A 3,507-nucleotide genomic window follows, 5' to 3' on the forward strand; every position below is an offset into this window, starting at 1 on the left:
CGCCCGTCGGGAGCGAGCGGTCGCCGATGACACCGGTGGACGAGGCGTCGATGATGAACGGGACACAGCCCCGCCCGGTGGGCACGAACTCCTCGTCGACGACGTTCGCGACCGCGGCCATCACCAGCTCCGGCCCGTCGACGCCGTCCGGCCGGGCGCCGGCGTACTCCGACACCGGCAGCGGTCGGTTGCCCGGCATGGCCTGTGCGGTGCGCTCGTCGACCCGCTCGACGAGGTAGGCGGTCGCGAGCCGCTCTCGGTAGAACTGGTGCAGCGAGGTCCGGTTCGCGTCGGTGAGGAGCCGGACGATGCACACGACGGCGAGCAGGTACAGCGCGTTGGCCCACTCGGTCCGCCACTCCGCCGACGTCGCGTACTTGTTCGTGAGGCGGAGCAGTGCCAGGTAGCCGGCAGCGACGATGATGACGGTGCCGAGCCACGGCGCGACCCGCACCCGGACCAGCGCGAGCAGCCGCTCGGTCCGGCTGTTCTCCTGGCCGATCCGGCCCAGCCCGGTGAGCACCGCGCGACCGAGGGTGAGCAACGAGGTCGTGACCACGCCGACCATGCCGAGAGCCGCCGGGACCTGTGCGGCCGCGTCCGGGATCACCAGCTGCGCCAACGCAGCGCCGATCACGCCGACGTCGTCGGCGTTGGACACCCAGGCGATCGACCAGGGCACCATCACCATCACCACCAACGAGGCGGTGCCGGCGGCCATCATGGCGCGGGTGATCGTGCGGGTCTCCCGCCGCCACTCGGCCATCGACACGAACCGGTCGCAGACCTTCTCGACCACCACGAACACGAGGATCGCGATCGCCCATGGGGCCAGTGCCAGCGCCCACCACCAGGTGGCGGGGTCGAACGCGCGGCCCTGGCCGTCGCCGTCGGGTGGGAGCACCTGGTACTCGGCGAGGTACCAGCCGAGCACCCACGCCAGCAGCCACAGGGCGACTGCGATGTTCACGATGTTGACGGCCACGCCGTACAGGACCGACATCACGCCGCGGAAGACCTCGACCCCGCGCGGCAGCAGGTAGCGGGTGCTCCGGCGCAGCAGCGCGAGCTCGGGAGTGCCCTGGGCGAAGGGTGGCGGTGACTCGGGTGGGAGGTTGCGGCCGACCATGTGGAAGGCGGCTGCGAGGTAACCGCCGCCGCTGACTCCGATGACAGCGGACGCCTTCCGGTAGATGCCCTTCGACATCAGCGCCTGCAGGGCGCCGAGGCAGAAGCTCGCCGACCGGATGCCGCCGCCGGAGCAGGCGATGATCGTGCCGGGGCGTTCCTCGACCGTGGCGCCGCGCAGCCTCGCGTAGCGCAGCGGGTCGACGGCTCGCTCGCCGTAGTCGCACCGCGAGTGCCAGGTGGCCAGCAGCAGCACGACGAGTCCGACGGCTGCAAGCCCCCATCCGGCGTACGTGAGGTACGGCGTGACCGCGGTCGAGCACGCGTCATAGGGAGCCGCGCTGCGCCGCCAGACGAGCGCGTCGTCGACCAGCTTGAGGACGGCGCCGACGGACAGGGCGAGGCTCGCGGCGCGGCCGGCGGCGCGGCAGCGTGGACCCGGGCAGTTGGCCTCGAGGTACGCAGAGAAGCGGATGGCGGCCACGAGCAGCGCGACGCAGAGCCCGACGTCGACCAGGAGTGCGAGGCGCAGCGGACCGATGCAGTCGTCCGGCTCGACGGCGAGCCGCATCGGCACTTGCACCGCCACCAGCAACAGCACGGTCCGCAGGCTGCGGAACGCGGACGCGTTCAGCACTTTGTGCTCGATCACAGAGAGCCCTCGTGGCATGACGGCCACCCCCTTGGGCTCAGGAGTGCCGAGGGGCGCCCCGCGATACATCCGCGTATCAGCCGAACCGCGCCGTACCTCCTGACGGCGCACCCGTTCGGCGAGAGGTGCTCGCCCATGCGGGTCAGGAGGGAACACATCATGAACGATCACGAGCTCTTCGAGAGTGAGGCTTTCGAGCTGCCCACCGAGCTGGCCGGTCTGACCGATGCGCGGGCTGCGGCCGAGGACCGGTTCCTCGACCGCGCGAACGTCGTGGGTGTCGGTCTCGGACACAAGATCAAGGCCGGCGAGCAGTCCACGACGCCCAGCGTCATGGTGCTGGTCACCGAGAAGCTGCCCGACCAGCTGCTCGACTCGCGCGACAAGGTGTCGAAGACCGTCGAGAGCACGCCGACCGACGTACTCGAGGTCGGCCACCTGTTCGCCGGTGGTGGCAGCGCCGGGGGAGACCTGGCCTCGGCCCCGGTCGAGCCGCTGCAGGCGGTGGACGCGCAGACCCTGGCGCGCCGGATCCGTCCGGTCCGTCCGGGCTACAGCGTCGGCCACCCGAAGGTCACAGCGGGCACGATCGGTGCCGGCTGCTACGACCTGCGGCCACTGCCCGGCAAGCCGCCGAAGTACTACATCCTCAGCAACAACCACGTGCTGGCCAACAGCAACGACGCCAACCTCGGCGACCCGATCTACCAGCCGGGCACGTTCGACGGGGGCGGACCGGCGGACGCGATCGGCCGGCTGGCGCGCTACGTGCCGATCAAGTTCGACGGCACCGACAACCACGTCGACGCCGCGATCGCGGAGGTGCCCTTCGACACGATCGACCGGGACATCTACTGGAACGGCTACCCGACGACGGCGGCCGCAGCCGCGGCGGTCGGCATGCTGGTGAAGAAGACCGGGCGCACGACGCACTTCACCACCGGTCGGGTAACCGCCCTGAACGCGACCGTGAACGTCGGGTACGGCGGCGGCAAGGTGGCGAAGTTCGTCAACCAGATCATCACGACCGACATGTCCGCCGGCGGCGACAGCGGTTCGCTGGTGCTGGACTGGTCCAACCGGCCGATCGGCCTGCTCTTCGCGGGCTCGTCGGTGGCGACGATCCTCAACCCGATCGCGACCGTGCAGGTGTCGCTCGGGGTGCGGGTCTGGCCCTGATCAGACCTGGTTCTCGTCTGCGTCTTCGTCCAGCGCCAGCACTGGGTCGGACACCACGACCCGGACCGGAAGGCCGGCCAGCTCGGTCGGCAGGTCCTCGGCCTGGGCGCTCGCGTAGACGACCACGCACGGGTCTCCGTCGTCGGTGTTGCCAAGCCCGACGGCGGAGACCTCTCCACCCACCAGGCCGACGGCCTCGGCGAGCGCCGCGGCCTCCTGGTCGGTGATGGGTCCCGCCTGCTCGGTCAAGCCGTCGTTGACGTCGTCGGTCACGCGATCGAGCCTACGCCGGGTTCCCGACCAGCTGCGGTGACGCAGACCGGACCCGCAGCGCCTCCGGCTCGCCGGCGACGGTGAGGCTGCCCGGGATCTCCTGCCAGGCGTCGCCGTTCACCCGGTAGCGGCCGGTGTAGGTCGTGTCGACGCTCGGTGCCACGCGCCCGGGGTCTTCGTAGGTGTGGGTGACGTCGAGGTCCGGGTATGCCGCGCCGGGACTGCTGGTCGTGCTCGACGTGCCGTCCCCGAAGTGCCACGTGTACTCGCTCGGC

4 protein-coding genes are annotated in these 3,507 nt (G+C 70.9%); 1 reads left to right on the forward strand and 3 read right to left on the reverse strand.

Annotated elements, in window-relative coordinates; all coding sequences use genetic code 11:
* Positions 1-1,780: hypothetical protein (locus tag VFZ39_RS13480; RefSeq protein ID WP_330866287.1), on the reverse strand; the 1,780-nt coding region annotated here is incomplete at its 3' end.
* A 159-nt stretch (positions 1,781-1,939) separates the two neighbouring features.
* Here VFZ39_RS13480 and VFZ39_RS13485 point away from each other — a divergent pair.
* Positions 1,940-2,959 (forward strand): serine protease, encoded by a 1,020-nt coding sequence (locus tag VFZ39_RS13485; protein ID WP_330866288.1) that lies wholly within the window; start codon positions 1,940-1,942, stop codon positions 2,957-2,959.
* Here the strand turns inward: VFZ39_RS13485 and VFZ39_RS13490 are convergent, their stop codons facing one another.
* A complete protein-coding gene (locus VFZ39_RS13490; RefSeq protein ID WP_330866289.1) occupies positions 2,960-3,232 on the reverse strand; it encodes a hypothetical protein in 273 nt (90 codons plus the stop codon). It abuts the gene before it with no gap.
* 10 nt (positions 3,233-3,242) lie between these two features.
* A partial coding sequence (locus VFZ39_RS13495) for a PKD domain-containing protein (protein ID WP_414690293.1) occupies positions 3,243-3,507 on the reverse strand: 265 nt, incomplete at its 5' end.

Source organism: Nocardioides sp., assembly GCF_036374615.1.
Classification (GTDB): Bacteria; Actinomycetota; Actinomycetes; order Propionibacteriales; family Nocardioidaceae; genus Nocardioides.